General features: G+C 60.5%; 24 protein-coding genes and 2 tRNA genes. 15 read left to right on the forward strand and 11 right to left on the reverse strand.

Features of this window, described 5'->3' with window-relative positions:
- The first annotated feature begins 127 nt into the window (after positions 1 to 127).
- From B5G43_RS17960 to B5G43_RS04195, 7 genes are read left to right on the forward strand one after another with little or no spacing between them, the layout of a single operon-like run.
- On the forward strand, positions 128 to 1,054 hold the full coding sequence (locus B5G43_RS17960; RefSeq protein WP_275532312.1) for a hypothetical protein: 927 nt from the start codon (positions 128 to 130) through the stop codon (positions 1,052 to 1,054).
- Positions 1,054 to 2,061, forward strand: a complete 1,008-nt coding sequence (locus B5G43_RS04170; RefSeq protein WP_087259221.1) for a leucine-rich repeat domain-containing protein — start codon at positions 1,054 to 1,056, stop codon at positions 2,059 to 2,061. Before B5G43_RS17960 ends, B5G43_RS04170 begins: the two co-directional genes overlap by 1 nt.
- Positions 2,058 to 2,279, forward strand: a complete 222-nt coding sequence (locus B5G43_RS04175) for a hypothetical protein (protein WP_087259222.1) — start codon at positions 2,058 to 2,060, stop codon at positions 2,277 to 2,279. Before B5G43_RS04170 ends, B5G43_RS04175 begins: the two co-directional genes overlap by 4 nt.
- Positions 2,276 to 2,674 carry a hypothetical protein gene (locus B5G43_RS04180; protein ID WP_087259223.1) on the forward strand — a complete coding sequence of 133 codons (399 nt, stop codon included), beginning with the start codon at positions 2,276 to 2,278 and terminating at the stop codon, positions 2,672 to 2,674. The genes B5G43_RS04175 and B5G43_RS04180 overlap by 4 nt, the downstream gene beginning before the upstream one ends.
- Positions 2,675 to 2,677: 3 nt before the next feature.
- Entirely contained in the window at positions 2,678 to 3,994 is a 1,317-nt protein-coding gene (locus B5G43_RS04185; RefSeq protein WP_087259224.1) for an N-acetylmuramoyl-L-alanine amidase, read from the forward strand.
- A 15-nt stretch (positions 3,995 to 4,009) separates the two neighbouring features.
- On the forward strand, positions 4,010 to 4,255 hold the full coding sequence (locus B5G43_RS04190) for a phage holin (protein ID WP_087259225.1): 246 nt from the start codon (positions 4,010 to 4,012) through the stop codon (positions 4,253 to 4,255).
- Positions 4,256 to 4,260: 5 nt separating this feature from the next.
- Positions 4,261 to 4,509, forward strand: coding sequence for a hypothetical protein (locus B5G43_RS04195; RefSeq protein ID WP_087259226.1), 249 nt, complete (start codon positions 4,261 to 4,263; stop codon positions 4,507 to 4,509).
- A 79-nt stretch (positions 4,510 to 4,588) separates the two neighbouring features.
- On the opposite strand, the gene B5G43_RS04200 is transcribed toward B5G43_RS04195, so the two are convergent.
- The 4 genes from B5G43_RS04200 to B5G43_RS04210 all read right to left on the reverse strand — a co-directional run bounded on the left by B5G43_RS04200 (position 4,589) and on the right by B5G43_RS04210 (position 6,189).
- On the reverse strand, positions 4,589 to 4,999 hold the full coding sequence (locus tag B5G43_RS04200; protein WP_087259227.1) for a protein-export chaperone SecB: 411 nt from the start codon (positions 4,997 to 4,999) through the stop codon (positions 4,589 to 4,591).
- Between the two features lie 19 nt (positions 5,000 to 5,018).
- Positions 5,019 to 5,222, reverse strand: coding sequence for a hypothetical protein (locus B5G43_RS04205; protein WP_087259228.1), 204 nt, complete (start codon positions 5,220 to 5,222; stop codon positions 5,019 to 5,021).
- An 11-nt stretch (positions 5,223 to 5,233) separates the two neighbouring features.
- A complete protein-coding gene (locus B5G43_RS17015; RefSeq protein WP_140397582.1) occupies positions 5,234 to 5,773 on the reverse strand; it encodes a hypothetical protein in 540 nt (179 codons plus the stop codon).
- A gap of 342 nt (positions 5,774 to 6,115) precedes the next feature.
- A tRNA-Gly gene (locus B5G43_RS04210) sits at positions 6,116 to 6,189 on the reverse strand.
- Positions 6,190 to 6,390: 201 nt separating this feature from the next.
- Between B5G43_RS04210 and sigG the strand changes: the two genes are divergently transcribed.
- Together sigG and B5G43_RS04220 are read left to right on the forward strand one after the other, a co-directional pair.
- Complete coding sequence (gene sigG / locus B5G43_RS04215) at positions 6,391 to 7,161, forward strand: RNA polymerase sporulation sigma factor SigG (protein ID WP_204244549.1); 771 nt, start codon at positions 6,391 to 6,393, stop codon at positions 7,159 to 7,161.
- A 157-nt stretch (positions 7,162 to 7,318) separates the two neighbouring features.
- The gene (locus B5G43_RS04220) at positions 7,319 to 8,107 is read left to right on the forward strand and encodes a ZIP family metal transporter (RefSeq protein ID WP_087259230.1); all 789 of its coding nucleotides are present in this window, start codon (positions 7,319 to 7,321) and stop codon (positions 8,105 to 8,107) included.
- A gap of 44 nt (positions 8,108 to 8,151) precedes the next feature.
- On the opposite strand, the gene B5G43_RS04225 is transcribed toward B5G43_RS04220, so the two are convergent.
- The 5 genes from B5G43_RS04225 to B5G43_RS04245 all read right to left on the reverse strand — a co-directional run bounded on the left by B5G43_RS04225 (position 8,152) and on the right by B5G43_RS04245 (position 12,560).
- Positions 8,152 to 8,775: a hypothetical protein gene (locus B5G43_RS04225; RefSeq protein ID WP_087259231.1), complete on the reverse strand. Its 624-nt coding sequence runs from the start codon at positions 8,773 to 8,775 to the stop codon at positions 8,152 to 8,154.
- Positions 8,759 to 9,361 carry a sigma-70 family RNA polymerase sigma factor gene (locus B5G43_RS04230; RefSeq protein WP_242960450.1) on the reverse strand — a complete coding sequence of 201 codons (603 nt, stop codon included), beginning with the start codon at positions 9,359 to 9,361 and terminating at the stop codon, positions 8,759 to 8,761. Before B5G43_RS04230 ends, B5G43_RS04225 begins: the two co-directional genes overlap by 17 nt.
- Before the next feature lie 93 nt (positions 9,362 to 9,454).
- A complete protein-coding gene (locus B5G43_RS04235; RefSeq protein ID WP_087259232.1) occupies positions 9,455 to 9,898 on the reverse strand; it encodes a stalk domain-containing protein in 444 nt (147 codons plus the stop codon).
- 134 nt (positions 9,899 to 10,032) lie between these two features.
- Positions 10,033 to 10,464, reverse strand: coding sequence for a 4Fe-4S dicluster domain-containing protein (locus tag B5G43_RS04240; RefSeq protein WP_087259233.1), 432 nt, complete (start codon positions 10,462 to 10,464; stop codon positions 10,033 to 10,035).
- Positions 10,461 to 12,560 carry a molybdopterin-dependent oxidoreductase gene (locus B5G43_RS04245; RefSeq protein ID WP_242960451.1) on the reverse strand — a complete coding sequence of 700 codons (2,100 nt, stop codon included), beginning with the start codon at positions 12,558 to 12,560 and terminating at the stop codon, positions 10,461 to 10,463. The genes B5G43_RS04240 and B5G43_RS04245 overlap by 4 nt, the downstream gene beginning before the upstream one ends.
- 240 nt (positions 12,561 to 12,800) lie before the next feature.
- Between B5G43_RS04245 and B5G43_RS04250 the strand changes: the two genes are divergently transcribed.
- From B5G43_RS04250 to B5G43_RS04275, 6 genes are all read left to right on the forward strand, one after another.
- Positions 12,801 to 13,097, forward strand: a complete 297-nt coding sequence (locus B5G43_RS04250) for a hypothetical protein (RefSeq protein WP_087259235.1) — start codon at positions 12,801 to 12,803, stop codon at positions 13,095 to 13,097.
- Between the two features lie 27 nt (positions 13,098 to 13,124).
- Positions 13,125 to 13,604 (forward strand): RNA polymerase sigma factor, encoded by a 480-nt coding sequence (locus B5G43_RS04255; protein ID WP_087259236.1) that lies wholly within the window; start codon positions 13,125 to 13,127, stop codon positions 13,602 to 13,604.
- A complete protein-coding gene (locus B5G43_RS04260) occupies positions 13,597 to 14,388 on the forward strand; it encodes a hypothetical protein (protein ID WP_087259237.1) in 792 nt (263 codons plus the stop codon). Before B5G43_RS04255 ends, B5G43_RS04260 begins: the two co-directional genes overlap by 8 nt.
- A gap of 61 nt (positions 14,389 to 14,449) precedes the next feature.
- A complete protein-coding gene (locus tag B5G43_RS04265) occupies positions 14,450 to 15,472 on the forward strand; it encodes a phosphotransferase (RefSeq protein ID WP_087259238.1) in 1,023 nt (340 codons plus the stop codon).
- A 94-nt stretch (positions 15,473 to 15,566) separates the two neighbouring features.
- Positions 15,567 to 15,642: transfer RNA gene (locus tag B5G43_RS04270), tRNA-Ala, on the forward strand.
- A gap of 195 nt (positions 15,643 to 15,837) precedes the next feature.
- On the forward strand, positions 15,838 to 17,829 hold the full coding sequence (locus tag B5G43_RS04275) for a fructose-1,6-bisphosphatase (protein ID WP_087259239.1): 1,992 nt from the start codon (positions 15,838 to 15,840) through the stop codon (positions 17,827 to 17,829).
- Between the two features lie 75 nt (positions 17,830 to 17,904).
- Here B5G43_RS04275 and B5G43_RS04280 read toward each other — a convergent pair whose 3' ends face one another.
- On the reverse strand, positions 17,905 to 19,623 hold the full coding sequence (locus B5G43_RS04280) for a recombinase family protein (protein WP_206405002.1): 1,719 nt from the start codon (positions 19,621 to 19,623) through the stop codon (positions 17,905 to 17,907).
- Positions 19,620 to 19,922 carry a hypothetical protein gene (locus B5G43_RS04285; protein ID WP_087259241.1) on the reverse strand — a complete coding sequence of 101 codons (303 nt, stop codon included), beginning with the start codon at positions 19,920 to 19,922 and terminating at the stop codon, positions 19,620 to 19,622. The genes B5G43_RS04280 and B5G43_RS04285 overlap by 4 nt, the downstream gene beginning before the upstream one ends.
- Positions 19,923 to 19,947: the final 25 nt, after the last annotated feature.

Below are 19,947 nucleotides of genomic sequence, written 5' to 3' on the forward strand. Positions count from 1 at the left end.
AGTACGACGTGTGGAAGCGCCGCCAGGCGGGTGAGAGCCCCAAGGCCATCGCCCAGGCCCTGGGGATGGACGTGAGGAATGTGTATCAGGCTCTGGCGAGGGCAAAAAACAAAATTGAGGTGGTAGGTTGATTCATTTTGACAACTGGCAAATCAAGCAAGAGGGCGGGATCATCGCCCGGCAGTACGACAATCTGACCCGGAGGCTGGATGTCCTGGGAGATTTTCCTGAAGGCTGGACCTGGGAGATTCTGGTCCAGGTGGGGAAGAAGTTTGACGTGATCACCCTGAGCCCCACTGAGGAGGGCATGGGCGTGCTGCTGAAGGCGTCCATGCTGGCCTTGGGCGGACAGTACGCCGTGCAGCTGCGGGGCACCCGGGGAGAGGAGGTGCGGCACACCAATGTGCTCTATTCCGTTCTCATTCCGGAGAGCCTGTCCGGTTCGGAGGCGTGGCCCGAGGTGCCCAGCGCGGTGGAGCAGGCGCTCCGGCAGCTGGAGGAACTGAACCAGCACCCGCCCTACCCAGGCGATCACGGGTACTGGATGGTCTGGGACGTGAACACCGGGGCCTATGTGGAGTCCCAGCTGCCGCTTCCGGAAGGCGGAGGTGCTGGCGCCGATGGTGGGTATTACACGCCTGCCGTCCAGCAGACCAGCGAAACAACCATAGCCGTAAGCTACACGGCCAGTAAGAGCGATATGCCTGCGATTGAGGCGGTGGAGGTCACCCTGCCGCGCGGCGAGAAGGGCGAGGACGGCGCACCCGGTAAAGATGGGGCGCAAGGTCCGAAAGGCGAGAAAGGCGACAAGGGCGACCCGGGAATGACCGGAGAGCAGGGCCCAGCAGGTGAGCAGGGCCCCGCTGGCGAACAGGGGCCAAAGGGCGAGAAGGGTGATACTGGTGATACCGGCCCTCAAGGTCCCGCCGGTCCCGCTGGTGCCGACGGTAAAACCCCGCAAAAGGGTGTGGACTATTACACCGAGCAGGACAAGCAAGAAATGGTGGAGGCCGTCATCGCAGCCCTGCCAGTCTATAACGGGGAGGTGGAGTAATGGCAGACATCGAAATCACCGTTGATGGTGGTACTTCTAAGCGCCTGCTGACCGGCGGGAAATACTGTGACAAGAACATTCTGGTTACGGCAACTGGCGGCGGTGCTGAACCTGAACCGCCTGATGATGGGAAAACTAGGTTGTATATATCTATCCCAGCTTACCCACCTTCTGAGATGGTACCTGTTATTGATGAAATTCCACTATATTTTCGGCAAACCATAGATAGAGGGGTAACTATTGACTGGGGTGATAATACAGAACAAGAAACTGTACAAGGCACCAGCTCTGTAAATACTAGTCATAGTTATCAAAAGTCCGGGGAGTACATTATCACCCTGTCCCCATCAAACGGGTGTGAATTGCAACTAGGTGCCAATAATAGGCCATTATTCGGGTCTGATGATGCAGTTGCAAACACCCTCCTAAGGGTATTTGTCGGGAAAGGTTTAACATCGCTGTATACAGCCTGTTTTAATAATTGCAGAGCTCTTTATCAGGTGTACATACCTGATTCTGTAACATCAATACCTGACCGATCCTTTTATTACTGTCAAGGGTTATCTAAGCTAATAGTAAAAGGTGATCTGGTTAAAATCGGAATTTCTGCACTGTATGAGTGTTCCGCTCTTGTAGAGGTTCCAGTGCCAAGTCAAAAGGATGGTTTAAATCGGGAATCCTATGCTTTTTGCAGAAGTATAAAAACAATCAGATTCCCTAATGGTATTGAAACCATACCTAGCCGGATTGCCGTGTCAAGTTATTCTATTACTAAGTTGACTATCCCTGATAGTGTAACAAGTATTGGTGATTGGGCTTTCGCTGGTATTTCAAGTTTTAAGGAACTCCGGGTTCTTCCCACTACCCCTCCGACAGTAGAAGCCCATACATTCAACCAATTGCCATCTGGATGTGTTATTTATGTGCCCGTAGGCTCACTTGAATCCTATAAAACAGCAACTAACTGGTCCGTATACGCTGACCAGATGCAGGAGGAACCCGCATGATTCAGACTGAAACCTTTGAGAAAAACGGACGCACTTTGGTCCGCACCTACTCCGACACAGGGCACATGGTTAGGCAGGATGGCACGGGCGTGGTTTACTCCGAAGCGGTTGACCCCGTTGAAATGGGACGCACTTACACCGAAACGGACGAGCTTGTGCCTGATACTGAGTTGAGTGCCGAAGAGGCACTTAACATCATTACGGGGGTGAGTGAATGACCGAGAAAGAAGCCCGCGCCTTTCGCTCTCTCGTCACGCAAGGTTCGAGTTCTTTGACCGACGCTCAAGTTTCCACTGCCCCCGAAATCCTGCCCCGCATGAAATACGACGGAGCACTAATTCCGAACGGGACCCGCATCTACTGGAACGGCGCAATCAAACGCGCCTCCGTGGACCTGTGGGACCGGGAGGACCAAACCCCCGACAACGCTCCTGCGCTGTGGGAGGATGTGCTTTATCGGGCTGGATACCGCATTATTCCTGAGAAAATCACGGTTGGCCTCTCGTTCTCCAATGGCGAAATCGGGTGGTGGGGCGATACGCTGTATCGGTCTCTCCATGACAGCAACGTGTACACACCGAAGGAATATCCGTCGTGGTGGGAGGAAGTGTAAAATATGAGCTACATCATCCAGGAATTTCCCCAGGATAAGTACCGCTTCCGGCTCTACGACAACGTGAAGCGGCTGACCTGGCAGCAGATCCAGGCCGAGACGGGGTGCTGTGCGCTCCTCAACCTGGCCTATTTTCACCTCACCACCTACGCCCATCAGGCCGCCCTGATGATCGCGGGGAAGTGGGTCCACCCGGTCACCTGGCACGAGTACGGCATCTGCATCGACCAGAGCGGTACCCTCACTGTGGGCACCGAGAAAGAGGCCGTGTACGACTACGCCATCGGCTGCCCGCCGGTGGTCATCAACAACGTGGACAAGGGCAAGGGCGAGGGCGGCCGCAACGGCTGGACCTACACCGGCGTGAAGCCCGACGGCACCGTGGTGGCGCTGCTGTGCTCCAAGGACACCCCCGAGTACACCGCCACCCTGGAGGCCGCCCTGCGGGCGCGGGGCTGCACCCACATCCTGCGCTGGGACGGCTCCTGGAGCTCCCAGGGCGCCCTGGGGCCCGGCAAGGCCGTGACCCCCAGCCAGCGGCGCATCTGCCGGTCCTGGCTGCTGATCTACGAGCGTGCCGGCGCGGAGACGCCGGAGGACAAGGAGGAGAACATGAGCAAGTATACGGTCTGTCTGGACCCGGGCCACGGGCCGGGCACGGTCAACGGCTCCCCGGACGGGAGCTACCAGGAGCACGAGTTTGCGTGGGACATGTATGAGCGGGTCTCCAAGCTCCTGGAGGCCCGGGGCGTCCATACCATCTGCACCCGCACCGAGGACACCAAGCCATCCCTCACCGAGCGCGCCGGGGTGGCCAACCGGGCCGGGGCCACCTGCTTCGTGTCGCTGCACTCCAACGCCGCCGGGAATGGCGGCTGGTACGACGCTGACGGCCTGGAGATCTACACCTCCGCCGGGCCGGAGACGGCAGAGCGGAATGTCTTGGCGGCCGAGCTGCTGAAGGCCTTCGGGGCCGCGGGTGTGGCGCTGCGGGCCAGCACTGCCAAACACGAGATGTACACCGTCCTGGCCGAGACCGACATGCCCGCCGTGCTCATTGAGTACGGTTTCCACACGAGCAAGACCGACGTGCCCCTGCTCCTAAGCGGGGACTACCGGGACAAGCTGGCCACCGCCACCGCCGACGGCGTGTGTAAGTGGTTGGGGGTGAGCTGGGCCGACGGGAATGAGCCTCCCGCCGGCGAGACCGACCGGGCTATCGTCCAGCGGCGGTTCAACTTCGCGGACGAGACTATGGACTATCTGGAGGCCTACCAGTACGCCGACGCGCTGCTGCGGCGTCTGGCCACGGCCGATTGAGGGGAGGTGAGATACATGGAGAACAAGATCACGGCGGGCACCATCGCCCGCACCATCTGTCTGGTCCTGGCTCTGGTCAACCAGTGCCTGGGTATGGCGGGCATCCAGCTCATCCCCATCGAGGACGAGACCATCAATACCCTGGTGACCACCCTCTGGACGGTGGGCGCGGCTCTGGCCGCGTGGTGGAAGAACAACAGCTTCACTCAGGCCGCCCTGGCCGGCGACGCGGTGATGCGCCAGGCAAAAGAGGAGGGCTGACGCCCATGGAGTGGACCGTCGTCACCGTGCTGGTGGCCCTGGTGGGGTTGGGGGCGGCCGTGGTGAAGCCCATCGTGTCTCTGACCCGGTCCATCACCACCCTGACCGTGGTGGTGGAGCGGGTGGAGAAGGAGCTGGCCAGTCAGGAGCGACACAGCCAGGAGAGCCACCGGCGCATCTGGGCCAAGAATGAGGAGCAGGACGGCCGCCTGGACGACCACGAGATGCGCATCGACCGCCTGGAACGGAAATAGCGTGTCCGAGTTGGACGCAAAAAGGAGCTCCCCAAGGCGTGTTGCCCTGGGGAGCTCTTGAGTCCAGTATGCAAATGCCTTATTCGTCAGAAGCCAGATCAAACACTGCCTCAATATTCATAGGGGGAAGAACAATAGGTGTTAACTCAGGCTGTGCAGTAATTAGGCTGATTTGGCTTCTGAGATAAGGAAACAAAATGGCAAGAGTATTTTTGGTAAGAAGTTGCTCTCTCCGTTCCAGAGACTCATCATTGCAGGTAAAATGACCAATGATATCGACTTGAAGGTTGATGCATTCGGAATCTTGGTTTTTGATAGAGCAACCGAGAGTAACTTTACAAGCGTTGTGTTCTTCGTTAAAGTCGTACGATTTTTTAAAACTGATGGTAAGCTTGTTATCATCAATCTTGTCACTGGTACGGGAAAAAGAGATGTGCCCAATGTATAGGTGTTTTAATTCAACAACAGAGTTGAGAGAAGCATTTAGCATGATGAAATACCTCGATTCCCTATGCGCAGTTCAAATCTAAAAGATCATGAGAATACATGGACATCCGGCTATCAGCAGAAAAACTTTTAAGAGAATATTGCTTTTTCGGGGGGAGCTCATCAATAGGAATGCCTAAGTAATCGAAGAATTCCTCAGGCGTCATCGACGCAAAAAGCGCCTCCATTTCCTTGCAATATTCGTCAAAATCGTGCGGAATGCCCATAACTCGTCACCTCAAGCAATAGAAACGATGCAACACTCATCTCTGACTGCGATAATAGTACAATTTGGAACATCAGAACTTGGATATCTGAAATATGAACCACGGCATAAAAAACGTATGAAACATCTTTTTTTTACCGCGAGATAATTAAAACGGACACAAATGTCATTTATGATCTTACAATCGAGTTTAAATTTATCAAAAATACGCTCATCAATTTCTGCGCCAAGTTGTTCCGATTTATTCACGGCAGCTTCAAAATAAATTGATCTCATTCTATGAAAAAATGCCTGGCGACTATGGTCTGTCAAATCAAAAAGTTTAGATGAATCAATCTCTATATTAGCGGTTATTACGGCTGGAGTTTGAAAACGCTTTTTATACCTTGCCCATTTGATGGCATTGTTATAACTATCAGTTTCCGTAAAGAAATATATACCAGATCCAGCCCACTCACCATCTGTCTGGCTTGCAATAAAATGCCCTGATTTGAGAATTTCATTTTTAGCGTCTAAATTTGTACCATGGTGAGCAACTAAACGTAATACCATAAAATAGCACCACAGTTCTATTTCTAAGTTCTAAAATATATGGCCAATAGAGTACAGATAGACCCATGAATTGGTAGTATCTGAGTTATAACATATTTCATAAAATTTGTCAAATAAATTGGCAAATAATGTTATGCACAAACTTTTCTACAAATGTATATAATAAAGAATTGGCACTTCATAGGCGCTTTTATTTTAGATAGAGGCTAAAAATATACCACCACTATTTCCACCACTAGACTATACGATTCTGGCCTAGATTGACCACACAGGCAGAAACAGAGGGGGCATGGAAAAACCGCTGAAACCCTTGTATTGCAAGGATTTCAGCGGTTTTAATTCTGGAGCAGGTAAAGGGAATCGAACCCTCATATTCAGCTTGGGAAGCTGACGTTCTACCACTGAACTATACCTGCATATGAAGTTGACGTCGATAGTATAGCACACCACACCCTGTTTGGCAAGCGGTAATTTGCGCTTTTTTCCACAGAGGGCCGGGGGCGCGAAGTCCATCGAAGGGCGTCCCACGATAAAAAAGATTGGCGCGGGGCGCGCCGTATGAAGGCGGTCCCGGGGGAGATACTGAACACAGTACGTTCACTCCGGGAGGCGCTTTGATGCTTGGAAAAGTGGAAATATGCGGGGTAAATACCGCAAAATTGAAGGTTTTAAAGAACGAAGAGACCATGGAGCTGCTGAAAAAGGCTCAGGCCGGGGATAATGCGGCCCGGGAGGAGCTCATCGCGGGTAACCTGCGCCTGGTGCTCTCGGTGCTGCAAAAATTCAACGGCCGCGGGGAGAACGTGGACGACCTCTTTCAGGTGGGCTGCATCGGGCTCATCAAGGCCATCGACAACTTCAACACCGATCTGGACGTGCGCTTCTCCACCTACGGCGTGCCCATGATCGTGGGCGAGATCCGCCGGTATCTGCGGGACAACAGCGCCGTGCGGGTCTCCCGCTCCATGCGGGACACGGCCTACAAGGTGCTCCAGGTCAAGGAGCGCTTTGTGAACGAGCACCAGCGGGAGCCCACCGTGGACGAAGTGGCCCGAGAGCTGGGCGTGAAGCGGGAGGAGGTGGTGTTCGCGCTGGACGCCATCGTGGACCCGGTGTCCCTCTACGACCCGGTGTACTCCGACGGCGGGGAGGCCATCTGCATCATGGACCAGGTGAAGGACTCCCGCAACACCGATGAGGACTGGCTGGAGCGCATCGCCCTGCGGGAGGCCATCGACCAGCTCTCCCAGCGGGAGCGGCGCATCCTGGCCCTCCGCTTTTTTGAGGGCCGCACCCAGATGGAGGTCTCCGCCGAGGTGGGCATCTCCCAGGCCCAGGTCTCCCGCCTGGAAAAGAACGCCATCCGGCAGATCCGCAAGTGTCTCTGACCCCCACCGCGCCCCGCACACCGCCCGGGGCGCGCTACATAGGATGAGACAGCGCGAGCACGCGCATTGACAAGCGGGGGGCGGGTATGCTATCCTGACGTCATCTTAGTTAGCTTATGCTATCTCCCCCAAATCCGGGAGAGGAAAGGTGGTACATATGCAATGGAATTACGAGGTGCTGGGGGGCCTTCTGGTCCCGTTCCTGGGCACCTCTCTGGGCGCGGGATGCGTCCTCTTTCTGAAAGGACAGCTCAACCGGGGCCTCCAGCGGGGGCTGACCGGCTTCGCCTCGGGCGTGATGGTGGCGGCCTCCATCTGGAGCCTGCTGCTGCCCGCCATGGAGCAGGCCGAGGCCATGGGGCGCTTTGCCTTCCTGCCGGCGGTGATCGGGTTCTGGGCCGGCGTGGCCTTTTTGCTGCTGCTGGACCACAGCGTGCCCCATCTGCACCTGGACAGCGACCAGACCGAGGGCCCCAGCAGCCGCCTGAGCCGCACCACCAAGCTGGTGCTGGCGGTGACTATCCACAACATCCCTGAGGGCATGGCGGTGGGTGCGGTGTTCGCCGGATATCTGGCCGGAAACGAGGCCATTACCCTAAGCAGCGCCCTGGTGCTGGCCCTCGGCATCGCCATCCAGAACTTCCCCGAGGGTGCCATCATCTCCATGCCCCTGCGGGCCGAGGGGATGACCCGGCGCAGCGCCCTGCGCTACGGCATCCTCTCCGGCGTGGTGGAGCCCATCGCGGCGGCCTTCACCATCTGGGGGGCCAGCTTCCTGGTGCCGGCGCTGCCGTATCTGCTGAGCTTCGCGGCGGGCGCCATGTTCTATGTGGTGGTGGAGGAGCTCATCCCCGAGATGTCCGCCCCGCCCCACTCCGACGTCGGCGTCATTACCTTCGCCCTGGGCTTCACGGTGATGATGACCCTGGACGTGGCGCTGGGTTAAGAAAACGCCCGGAGGACTCAAAAGTCCTCCGGGCGTTTTGGCGTTCAGGATGCCGGGGTGCAGAGCTGGGCGGCCAGGGCGGTGAGCACGTCCTGCTCCACCGGCGCGTCGCAGCGGAGGGAACAGGTGTAGCCGTCCGCCTCCCACAGCGCCAGGGTACAGAGGCCGCCGTCCCCCTTCAGCGTGACGGTGGTGCCGTTCACGTCCATCTCCCACACGTCCTCATAGGAGGTGTAGTCGCCTGAGGGATCGCCGCTCCCCGCCGCTTTGCGGTAGGTGAGGGACTGGGCCTCGCCCACATACCGGATCTCGGCCATGGGGCCGGGGTAGGCGGTGTAGACGGTCTCCCGGACGGTAAAGGGCAGTGCCTCCGGCTCCTCTACCGGGAAGCCCACCGCCTGGGCCAGGGCGTCCGAATTTTCCACGGTCTGGGGGCTGACGGGCCCCAGCACCCCCAGCGTGGGGGTGGGCCCCGGCACTGTGCCGGGGAGGGGGGGGAGCACCAGCCACAGGGCCAGCACCAGGGCCAGACAGGCGGCCAGTGGGAGGGCCAATCGGAAACGGCGCAGGGGGGAGGGGTAAGTTTGGCGCATCCGGGCCAGCAGCCGCTGCCGCAGGGCGGGGGAGACCGTCAGGCGGTCCATGATCTCGTCATAGGCCCTCTTCAAAGTCGTACGCCTCCTTCAACACGTCTTTCAGTCTGGCCCGGCCCCGGTGCAGGTCGGAGCGGACCGTGGACTCCTTGCGCCCCAGCAGGCGGGCGATCTCGGCGGTGGAGTAGCCCTCGTAGTGGTAGAGGTGGAGTACTTCCCGGTATTTCACCGGCAGGGCCTTCACCGCCTCCCAGACGAAGGAGAGGTCGGGCCGCTCCTCGGCGGCCAGGGTCTCACTGAGGGCGTCGGCGCTGCGCACCCGGTTGTAAGCCAGGCGGTTCTTGCTCAGGTTGGCCGCCACATGGAGGAGCCAGGCCTTTTCGTGCTCCGGGCCCTCCAGCTCCGGCGCGGTGCGGAGGTACTGGAGAAAGGTGTCCTGGAGCACCTCCTCAGCGTCGCTCTGGTTGTGGAGGTAGGAGTAGGCCAGGCGCAGCACCCGGTCGCCGTACTGGTCCAGCAGGACCTCGGCCCGGTGGTTGAGGGCGGCGCGGTCGGCGCTCTCCACCCGGAAAACGGTCCGGGCAAACCAGGACAGCAGGGCCCGCCCCAGCCGTCGGGGCAGGGGAGACAGCGGCGCGGGGCGGCAGAGGACGGTGCTCACGAAAGGTCCCTCCCAGGGCGTTCAGGATACCGGAGGTAATCCGGCGCAGGTAAGGCCAGTATAGCCCGCGGTGAGCTTGCTGGCAAGGGGCGGTCAGTTGGCCCCAGTGGTAATCGCGATGTGGGAGCCGTCCAGAGTCACCGAGCCCTCGCCGGTGCCCAGCAGGGCCTCAAAGAGGGCCAGGGGCACATAGGTGGTGCCGTCCACGGCGTAGGAGGGGCAGCCCAGGGAGAAGGGGGCGCTCATGCCCACCAGGTCCGGGTTGCTGGTGGTGAGGACGTAGCGGTCCACACACAGCATCACATCGGTGTGCATGGCCCCGGTGTCCACCCGGATGACGCCGTCGTCCCACTGGACGGTGTAGCCCAGCTCCTCGGCCATGGCGCGCAGAGGCACCATGACGCAGCCCTCCACGGTGGTGGCCTGGCTGTCCACCTCTACGGGGAGGCGTCCGGCGGTGTTTGCGGCGGCGGAGGCGGAGAGGAGCACGACCCCGGTGAGGGTGAGGGACAGGGCAAGAGCAGCGATTTTTTTCATGATGATCTTCCTTTCTGTGTGGTGGTTGGTTTGCTGACACCCTGTATACAGCCGGGAAGGGGGAAATGTTGCACTCCTGTAAAAAAATTTTTGGGCGGGCCCGGAACACCGGACCCGCCCAAAGCGGTTCAGTCTTAATCAGAGAGGCGCAGGGCCCCGGCGGCGCACACCCGCACGCAGGCGGGCTCCAGCCCTCGGGCCACCCGGTCGGCGCAGCCGTCGCATTTGACCAGCTTGCCCTCCCCGTCAAAGCGGGGCACACCGTGGGGGCAGGCCTGGGCGCAGCGGCGGCAGCCCACGCAGTTCTCCCGCACCGGCAGGACAAAGCCCAGTTCATCCCGCACCAGGGCCCCGGCGGGGCAGGCGGAGAGACAGGGGGCGTCGGCGCAGTGGAGGCAGCTGCGGGTGGTATAGCAGACCATTCCCGTCCGGGGAGAAGTGCGTTTCTCGTGGATGCGGGGGGAGAGGGGGGCGTCCCCCAGCGCTGCGTGGTGCTCTTCCAGACAGGCAACCACGCAGGCCAGACAGCCGGTACAGCGCTCCTTGTCACAGATCACATGGCTCATTGGGCCGCGCCTCCTTTCTTCTCCAGCTTGCAGCAGTAGGATTTATAGCCCGGGAACCCGGAGATGGGGTCCAAGTAGGTCTCGTCCACCAGCAGGTTCACGTCCAGATCCCCCGCGCCGTGGTAGACGTTCACCACCCCCGGCAGACAGGAGGAGTCCAGATTCACCGGCAGCTCCAGGGAGCCCACCGGAGTGGACAGCACCGCCATCTCCCCGTCCTTCAGACCCAGCCGCTGGGCGTCCTCCGGGTGGACGTCCACCACCGGAGCCGGTTCCAGCGCCCGGAGCCAGGGCAGGCGGTAGGTGCGGGAGTGGAAGAGCTGGGGCTTGCGGCAGCCGGTGGAGAGGAGGAGGGGATACTCCTCCAGAGGAAGCGTTTCCCGGAAGTCGTGGTAGACCGGCAGGCCCTCATGGAAGGGAGCCCCACAGGCTTCCAGCACGCCGGAGACGAACTCGATCTTGCCGGAGGGGGTGTGGACGTTCAGAATATCCTCGCTGGTGCGGGCGGGTGGCGTGTGGGCCGGCGGCAGTCCCTCCGGGTGGGCGCGCAGCTCCTCCAGGGTGCGCCCGGTGGGCTCCAGCAGGGTGCGCAGGTAGTCCTCATAGCTGTGGACCGTCCCGCCGTCGCCCAGGGAGAAGCCCAGCCGCTGGGCCAGTCCGGCCAGAATGTCGATATCGGTGCGGGCCTCGCCCAGGGGGGCGATGGGGGCCTCCACGTCCCGGAGGAGACCGGGGCCCTGGACCAGGATCTGCTCCCGTTCCAGAGAGGAGCACACCGGCAGCAGCAGGTCGGCGTACTCCGAGGTGGGGGTGCGGTAGAGGTCGGCGTTGATGAAGAAATCCAGGCTAGAAAAGGCCTTCTCGATGTGGTCGGGCCTGGGCCACATGTGGTGGTTCATGCCGAAGGAGAGGAGGGTGTAGATGGGGGAGTCCCCCTTGCCCTCCAGGTAGTCGGCGATGCGGATGACCTGGATCTCCTGGGGGGTGAGCTGGGCCCAGGCGGGGAACTGGGTGTGGCTCAGGTCCTCGTCCGCCAGGGGGCGTGGGAGGCGGGTGCCCATAAAGTCCCACTTCAGCATGGGGCGGCCGGGGCCGGGGGCCTGGATGCCGCCGGGGCGGCCAAAGCTGCCGGTGAGGACGGCCAGCATCAGGATGGCGCGGCTGTTCTGTACGCCGTTGATGTTGTGAACCACCGGCGAGGCCGACATCTGGAGCGCATTGGGGGCGTCCTGGGCGAAGAGCCGGGCGGCGGCGATGATGTCGGCGGCGGGCACGCCGGTGATGGCTTCCGCCCGCTCCGGTGGGAAGGTTTGGACGTACTCCCGATAGGCCTCAAAGCCGGTGGTGTACTGCTCCACATACTCGTGGTCCCACAGGTCCTCAGCCAGGATCACGTTTGCCATGGCCAGAGCCAGCGCCCCATCGGTGCCGGGGATGGGCCGCAGATGGAGGGCGGCCCGCTCGGTGGTGGGGGTGCAGCGGGGGTCCACGGCGATGACCTTCACGCCCCGCTCCACCGCCTTCAGGTAGGCCTTGGCCCGGTCGGGGGCCCCGCTGTGGAGGGGGTTCACGCCCCAGATCAGGAGGGTCTTGCAGTGGGCCAGGTCGGGCTGGGGCATCCGCACTCCGCGGCCGAAGCAGCTCTGGCTGGCCATCATCAGGGCATAGGCACAACTGCTGGACTCGGTGCCCACGTTGGGTGTACCATATTGGTTGGCAAAGTCGTTGAGATAGGTGCGGAACCACTTGGGGTGGCCCACATAGAGCAGGGTGGACTTGGCCCCGTACCGGTCCCGGCTGCGGCGGAGCTGCTCGGCGGCGGTATCCAGGGCCTCGTCCCAGGAGATGCGGACAAACTCTCCCGAGCCCCGGGGGCCCACCCGCTTCATGGGGTAGAGCAGCCGGTCGGGGTGATAGGTGGCCTGGCGCAGGGCCGCGCCCTTGACGCACAGGGCGCCGCTGGAGAAGGGGGGCTCTTTGGCGCCCTCCACTTTGGTGATGGTCCCCGTCTCGTCACAGTGCAGGTCCACCAGGCAGGTCCCCCCGCACAGGCCGCAGATGCCCCGGCGCACGCCGGGGGCGGACTTCTGGCTCATCAGACAACATCCTCTCATGGGTGGATTCTCAATGCTCCCATTATGCGCTGTCTGTGAAAAAGCGTCAAGAAATCGCTTGAAAATATTGAAAACTGCGATAATCCAAGCCTGTTTTATGGAAGAGAGCCGGACGGGATTTCTTTTTTGCCGGGCGTGAACGGAATGGCCCCGCCGGGACGTATTATTGGTAGAGGGACCCGGAGCGGGCCTCCCATTGTGTTTGCGAAAGGAAGGATTGTTATGATGAAGCGTTGGATCGCGGGCGCGGCGGTGCTGTGCCTGCTCACGGCGGGGGGCGCCGCCATGGCCTGCGGCCACGGCCGGGGCCTGAACTATGTGGATGCGGACCGGGACGGCGTGTGCGACAACCGCACCACCAGCGTCTGCCGCTATGACGCCGACGGTGACGGGGTGTGCGACCGCTGCGGCGGCGGGTATGTGGATGCCAACGGCGACGGTATCTGCGACCACTGTACCGGGACCGGCCTGGGGAGCTATGCCCACCACGGTTACGGCCACGGGCACGGCTGCAAGTAAGAGACAAAAACAGGGGGAGGGCGCGCCATGCGCAGCGAAGAGGAGCTCCGGGGCGCGATGGAGCGGCAGGCCGACACGGTGCGGCGTCTGTGCCTGCTCCATTTGAAGAACGAAGCGGACACGGAGGACATCTTTCAGACGGTGTTTTTGAAATACGCCCTGAGCTCGGTCCGCTTTGAGAGCCCGGAGCACGAGCGGGCCTGGTTCATCCGGGTGACCCTCAACGCCTGCCGGGACCTGCTGCGCAGCCTGCTGCGGCGGCGCACCGTGCCGCTGGAGGAGGCCGTGCAGGCGGCCCTCCCCGCCCCGGAGCACAACGACGTGCTGGAGGCGGTGCTGGCCCTGCCGGTGAAGTACCGGGAGGTGGTGTACCTGAGCTACTATGAGGGGTACACCGCCCCGGAGATCAGCCGGATTTTAGGCAAGAAGGTCAACACGGTCTATACGCTGCTGACGCGGGCCAAGGGGCAGCTGCGCCAGGCGCTGGGAGGTGGGGAAGATGCATGAGGAACCGATCTGGGGAGCCTTTGACCAGGTGAAGGCCGACTGGACGCTGAAGGAGCGCACCCTGGCGGCGGTGACCGCCCGGACCTCCCCCCGGGCCCGGCGGGCGCGGGTGCGGCGGATGGCCGCGGCGCTGGCCTGCTTCCTGCTGGTGCTGCTGGGGGCGGGCGGCTACCTGGTCTACATCACCCCCACCGCGGCGGTGAGTGTGGAGGGCGGCTCGGCCCTGTCGCTGTCGGTGAACCGCTTCGACCGGGTGGTGGGCGTGTCCACCTACGACGGCGCGGAGGAAGCCCTGACCGAGGGACTGACCCATCTGGACTGCGCCCGGGCGGTGGAGCTGCTGCTGTCTGCCGGGGCGCTGGGGACGGAGGAGGAGCCGGTGCTCCTCACGGTGACGGGGGACGACCCGGACCAGAGCGCGGAGCTGCTGGAGCGGGTCAGCGCCTGCGCCGCCCACTATGGGAACGTCCACTGCGCCTCCGGCAGCAGCGAGGAGGCGGCCCAGGCCCAGGCGGCGGGCCTGTCCCTGGGGAAATACCGCCTCTTTGTGGAGCTTCAGGCCCTGGACCCGTCGGTGACGGCGGAGGACGTGCAGGGCATGACCATGAGTGAGCTGCGCCAGCGTCTGGCTGATGCCCAGAGCGCCGCCGGGCAGACGGAGGGGGGTACCTCTTCGGACACCAGTACCGGTGGGAATGGGTACGGGACCGGCTCTGGCAACGGATACGGCTCCGGCCACCACGGCGCGGAGCACGGCCAGGGCTACGGCGGGGGCCACCACTAGGCCCTTGCCCCGGGGCCGCTAGTCTGGTACACTGGAGAAAACGACGAAGCAGGTGGTATCCATGAACCGGACCGAGCTGGAGCGCTATCTGGCCCGCCCCGAGGTGAGGGCGGCGCTGGGCTTTCCCCCAAAAACGGCGGTGACGCTGTCCCCTCTGGGCCAGGGAGAGTACAACGTCAACTTCCGCTTCTCTCACCCGACAACGGGAAAAAACTATGTGCTCCGGGTGAACACCGGCAGCCAGATGCACCTGGCGGACCAGATCGGCTATGAATACCGGGCCCTGCGGCTGCTGGAGCCCACCGGGCGCACCCCCCGGGCGGTGTATGTGGACGGGAGCCGGAGCGTCCTGCCCTGGGGCGTGCTGGTGATGGAGTACCTGCCCGGTCGGGCGCTGGACTACCGTACCGATTTACCTCTGGCGGCGGAGATTTTGGCCGACACCCACGCCCTGCCGGTGGGGGAGGACTGCCCCCTCCTCGCCCCGGAGCGGCCCCTGGCGGCCATGCTGGAGGAGTGCCGGGCTATGGCGGCGGTGTATTTTGCCGACGAGCAGCGGGACCAGGCGGTGGAGAAGTACATCGGCGCGTTATTCCGCGCTCTGGAGCCTCTGGGAGCAGGGGACCACTTCCCGGACGCGCCCCGGACCGTGGTGAACACCGAGCTCAACTCGGGCAACTTCCTCATCAACGGCCCGGGCAAACCCAACTATTTGGTGGACTGGGAGAAGCCTCTCCTGGCCGATCCGGCCCAGGATCTGGGGCACTTCCTGGCCCCCACCACCACCTTCTGGAAAACCGACTGCATCCTGACGCCGGAGGAGATGAAGGACTTCACCCGGCGCTATCTGGAAGCGGCGGGGGACCCCGGCGACCGGGGCGGTCTGGCCGAGCGGCTGAGCGCTTATCTGGCCATGACCTGCCTGCGGGGGGTGACCTGGTGTGCCATGGCCTGGGTGGAGTACCAGCGGCCCGACCGGCCCATCCAGAACGCCTTCACCTATGAGAAGATCTGCACCTATCTGACGCCGGACTTTTTGGACCGGCTCTATGAGGGGTATGTGGCGCGGAATTTCCTGAGTTAAAAAATTTTTGAGAAAATTGCGAGAAGACCGTTGACAAGCTGGGAGGACGATGGTATAATAAACTCCGTTCTGCGGCAGATGAGCCGCGCAATATGGGGGTATAGCTCAGCTGGGAGAGCGCTTGAATGGCATTCAAGAGGTCAGCGGTTCGATCCCGCTTATCTCCACCAAAAAAGACCTGAAATCTTGCGATTTCGGGTCTTTTTTTGCCTTCGGGCCATTTGGAGACGGGTGGATGCTCCGGCCCGGGGCGGGCCGGTTGTGCGTCGGATTTTGTGAAAAACTTATCAAGAACACCCCCCTTGCAAGTCTTTCGGGAACGTGGGATAATGGTTTCATCCAAGTTCAGAGAAGGGGGCTCCTGCATGAAGCCGAGTAAAACATACAGCGATCAGGATCTGCACTACCTCAAGATGCTGGCCCGCCAGTACCCCAATGTTCAGGCCGCCAGCAGTGAGATCATCAACCTCCAGGCTATTTTGAACCTGCCCAAGGGCACCGAACACTTCATCTCCGACGTCCACGGCGAGTATGAGGCCTTCCTTCACATCCTCAACTCGGCCTCCGGCGTGGTGCGGGAGAAGCTGGACCTGCTCTTTGCCACCACCGTGTCCAAGGCCGACCTGGACCAGCTGGCCACCCTCATCTACTACCCCCGGGAGAAGCTGGAGGAGATCGAGCGGGAGACGCCGGACATGCGGGAGTGGTACCGCATCACCTTCCACCGCCTCATCGAGATGTGCCGGGAGGTCAGCTCCAAATATACCCGCTCCAAGGTCCGTAAGGCCATGCCCAAGGAGTACGCCTACATCATCGACGAAATGATCCACACCCACTACGAGGACACCGACAAGCGGGATTACTATGAAAACATCATCTCCACCATCATCGACATCGACCGGGCCTCCAACTTCCTCATTGAGCTCTGCGAGCTCATCAAGCGCCTGGCGGTGGACCACATGCACCTGGTGGGCGACATCTTCGACCGCGGCCCCGGCGCCGACATCATCCTGGACTCCCTGATGGACTACCACAGCGTGGACATCCAGTGGGGCAACCACGACATCCTCTGGATGGGCGCGGCCTCCGGCTCCCGGACCCTGGTGGCCACCGTGTTGGCCAATTCCCTGCGCTACAACAACCTGGAGGTCATCGAGACCGGCTACGGCATCTCCCTGCGGCCTTTGTCGGTGTTCGCCAACGAGGTCTACAAGGACTGCAACGTGGACCAGTTCGCCGTCAAGCTCACCAACGAGGACGCCGAGCACTACACCGAGAAGGACAAGCTCCTAGCCGCCCGGATGCACAAGGCCATCACCATGATCCTCTTCAAGCTGGAGGGCCAGAAGATCCTGCGCAACCCCTGCTTCGGCATGGACGACCGGCTGCTGCTGGACAAGGTGGACTACGAGAACCAGTGCATCACCATCAAGGGCGTCACCTACCCCATGCTGGACACCGACTTCCCCACCGTGGACCGGAACGACCCCTACGCCCTCACCGAGGAGGAGAACACCCTCATCGACCAGCTGACCCGCTCCTTCCGCCACAGTGAGAAGCTCCAGCGCCACATCCGTTTCCTCTACTCCAAGGGCAGCCTCTACAAGGTCTTTAACGGCAACCTTCTCTTCCACGGCTGCATCCCCATGACCGAGGACGGAGACTTCATGCACTTCTCCATCGGCTGCAACGACCTCTACGGCAAGGCCTTTTTGGACTACGCCGACCTCACCGCCCGCCGGGCCTATTACAACAAGCTGGGCTCTCCCGAGCGGCAGTTCGGCATGGACTTCCTCTGGTTCCTGTGGGCCGGGCGCAACAGCCCCATTTTCGGCCGCGACCAGATGACCACCTTCGAGCGGCGTTTCATCGCCGACGAGTCCATCTGGGTGGAGCCCAAGAACGCCTACTATAAGCTCTACAACGACCCCCAGATCTGTGACAAGATTTTGAAGGAGTTCGGCCTGGAGGGCCCCCACTGCCACATCATCAACGGCCACATCCCCGTGAAATCCAAGAAGGGCGAGAGCCCCATGAAGGGCGGCGGCAAGCTGCTGGTCATCGACGGCGGCTTCTGCAAGGCCTACCAAAAGACCACCGGCATCGCCGGATACACCCTCATTTACAACTCCACCTGCTTCCGCCTGGTGTCCCACGAGCCCTTCGCGGGCCGGGCCAACGCCATCCGGGAGAATCAGGATATCGCCTCCACCTCGGTGGTGTTCGAGCGCCTGGAGTCCCGCATGAAGATCGCGGGCACCGACGTGGGCCGCCGTCTGCGGGAGCAGATCGACGACCTGATGACCCTGCTCTGGGCCTTCCAGAGCGGCGAGATCGCGGAGGACCACAAGGATTAAAACAATACGCCCCCGGCCAGATGTCCGGGGGCCATAAGAAAGTAATAAGTGTTCGCAGGAACGGCATGGCTTCGGTCATGCCGTTTCCTGTTTCATCAGCTCGTCCACGGGAATAAATCCCACAAGGTCGTAGGAGATACGGATGTTCTGCCGCCGTTTGCCGCTGCTCTTGTCCGGCGCTCCAATATAGATCGCCTTCACAAGCTCCCGCAGAGCGTAAGGGGTCAGTTCCTGCAAATCCTCGTACTTGTGTACCCGCTGGATGAACTGCTCCAAGTTTTCAATCTGTCGTTCCTGTACTTCAATGTCCTGCTGCAAGGTCTGGATTTCTGCTTTGAGCTGCATCTGTTCGTCCTCGTAAGACTGGCTCATCATAGCAAACCGCTCGTCTGAGAGCTTCCCGGCCACGTTGTCCTCATAAATGCGGATGAACAGCCGGTCAAGTTCGGTCAGGCGTTTATCGGCCTGTGCAAGCCGCTTCTTGTTTGCCCGGATGGCTTCCTCGCTGGACAGCCGGAGCTTATGCTCCATCACGGCCCGGAAGTAGCTTTCGTGCCGGGTTACATAGGAGATAACCGCTTTCATGTGCATCCAGACCAAATCTTCCAGAACAACCGCCCGGATATAGTGGGCTGAGCAGCTTCCGGTGTTGCTGCGGTAGTTGGCGCAGACAAAGTGATCCTGCCGCTTCTCAAAGTAGTTGGTGGTGCAGTACCTCATTTTCGCCCCACAGTCGGCACAGTAGACCATGCCAGAAAACAGACTGCTCTTGCCGGTTTTCGTCCTGCGGTGGCGTTGCTGGCGGATTTCCTGAACCTTGTCAAAGACTTCCTGTTCGATGATTACCGGGTGAGTGCCATAGAAAACCGCCTGCTTTTCCAGAGGCGTGTCCCGCTGCTTCTTGTCCCAGATAGAGTTGGTGTAGGTCTTGAAATTGACCGTACAGCCGGTATATTCCCGGCGCTCTAAAATGTGAACAATGGTGTTGGTGTTCCAGTGATACGGGTCAGCGGTCTCCGGGCTGGGGGTCTTGATGCCTGCCCTGCGTTTATATGCGGTGGGGTTGAGCACCTTTTCCTCCTGCAAGACTTTGGCAATCTGCATCGGCCCGCGGCCTTCCATGCAAAGCCGAAAAATGTGTTTGACCACCTGCGCCGCTGCTTCGTCCACAATCCATCTGGTCTTGTCATTCGGGTCTTTGAGATACCCAAACGGGACATTGGTGGTCAGTGGTACGCCGCGCTCACCTTTTGCTTTCTGCACCGCCCGGATTTTGCGGCTGGTATCTTTTGCAAAAAACTCGTTGAACCAGTTCTTTATACCTGCCACATCGTTGTCGGTGCTGTTGGGGTCGATGGTGTCGAAGTGATCGTTGATGGCGATATAGCGCACGCCGTACTTTGGAAACGTGAAGTTGATATACAGCCCGGTCAGCGATGAATTTCTACCCAGTCTGGATAGGTCCTTGGTGCAACAGACGGCCACTTTTCCTGCCTCGATTTCGGCCAGCATGGCCTGAAAGCCGGGGCGGTCGTAGTTGGTGCCGCTGTATCCATCGTCCACAAAGAAAGTCGGGTTGGGGAAGCGATGCTCCTTTGCATATTGGAGCAGGATGGCCTTTTGGTTCTGGATGGAGTTACTCTCGCCCTCGTTTGCGTCCTCTTGGGAGAGGCGGCAATAGAGAGCCGTGATTTTATCAGTTGCCCGCTGCATTTCTGCGTCCTCCTTCAATGGGGCAACTGCCAATACAGGATTGGCTACTTCTATTGTACCAAGATTCCGGGTGTTTGTCATTCCGTGTCCTCCATCTTTTCTGTGAATTTTTCGGCCATGATGCGCTCCATCTTCCGATTCAGTGGCTCCGTGCCGTCATAGCTGCCAGTGACGGTGTAAACGGTGCCGCCGATCTCCTTCTGCAAGGTGAATTCCGGCAACCAAAACGCGGAGAGATTTTTCACATGGATGTGTCCGTCCTCTCCGATCCAGAAATTGCGCTTCGGCGGGTCGGTGGGGCCGGGATTGGAAAAATGGTATTCTTCCGGCGTGTCCTGACCGTCTATGATTTCGGGTGGGATTTTCAATTTGCTGTCCATAAGTGCCTCCTGAAAATGTGTAAGG

This window comes from Flavonifractor sp. An92 (genome assembly GCF_002159175.1).
GTDB lineage: Bacteria > Bacillota > Clostridia > Oscillospirales > Oscillospiraceae > Pseudoflavonifractor_A.